This window comes from Apilactobacillus apinorum (genome assembly GCF_001281175.1).
Classification (GTDB): domain Bacteria; phylum Bacillota; class Bacilli; order Lactobacillales; family Lactobacillaceae; genus Apilactobacillus; species Apilactobacillus apinorum.
This window is the reverse complement of record NZ_KQ440401.1, coordinates 1-957: the sequence shown is the minus strand read 5'-3', so window position 1 is coordinate 957 and position 957 is coordinate 1. Positions and strand designations below refer to the sequence as shown.

Genomic DNA, 957 nt, shown 5'->3' with positions numbered 1-957 from the left:
CTAATATCAGTGCTAAGTTTTTGATATGGTCTGTCAGTATTAAACCTACGATTTAATTGGTTAGTTTTAATCTTTCCAATTTGGCCACGATATGAGTTATATTTATGTGTCTTTCTTGCGTAAGATGAAGACAATAAATTATTCTTTTTCATTATCTTTAATACTAGTTTGTGGTTAACATTGTATCCACGATTATTTAATTCCAGACACACTCTTCTATATCCGTAGGATTTATTTTTATTTTTTATATCCTTAATAATTTTAGTGATTTTCGCATGTTTATCTGGCTTATTTTGGTTCGATTTAATGTAATAATATGTGCTTCTAGATATCTTTAAAGCCTTTAATATTAATGTTTTCGTAGTGTTATATTTTAGCCTTAGTTCGTCGATTATTTTAATTATTACTTCTGATCTTCTTCGTCGTCTAAGGCTCTCAATTTTTTTAAGAAATCATTTTCGATCCTTAACATTAAATTTTCTTCTTCAAGCTTCTTTAACTTTTCTTTATCAGTATTAGTATTGTTAGTTTTAGTATTGTTAGTTTTCTTTTTTGTCATGGTTCGTCTTTCCCTTCGGGACAATAAACCATCAATACCTTTGTTTTCCAATCGATTTTCCCATTGCCAAATCGTAGATGGAGCTAGAATGTTAAAGTGATTGGCTGTTTCTGGATAAGATGATTTAGTCATTTTCATCCAGTGTAATATATATTTCTTTTCTTTAATAGTGAATTCTTCTCTACTTACACTATTTTTTAAACCTTTTAGCCCATGATTCTTATACTTTTTAACCCATCTAATGACTGTTTCTTTACTATTTATTCCAAATTTTCTAGCTACAGTTGTTGAACCCATACCGTTTAGGTATGCGTTAACAGCTTTTAATTTATCTTCCGATTTATATTTAGACATAAAAAACACCCCAAAGTTTTGTACAAACTTTGGGGTGCAGTTCA

2 protein-coding genes are annotated in these 957 nt (G+C 29.2%); both read right to left on the bottom strand.

The annotated features are described in order from the left end of the window. Positions 1-212: IS3 family transposase (locus RZ74_RS07020; protein ID WP_330376153.1), on the bottom strand; the 212-nt coding region annotated here is incomplete at its 3' end. Positions 213-403: 191 nt separating this feature from the next. Then, positions 404-913 (bottom strand): helix-turn-helix domain-containing protein, encoded by a 510-nt coding sequence (locus RZ74_RS06835; RefSeq protein ID WP_053950686.1) that lies wholly within the window; start codon positions 911-913, stop codon positions 404-406. Positions 914-957: the final 44 nt, after the last annotated feature.

Excerpts from the sequence above, each read along its gene's own strand:
- RZ74_RS06835 (WP_053950686.1), bottom strand. The coding sequence starts at position 913 with ATGTCTAAATATAAATCGGAAGATAAATTAAAAGCTGTTAACGCATAC.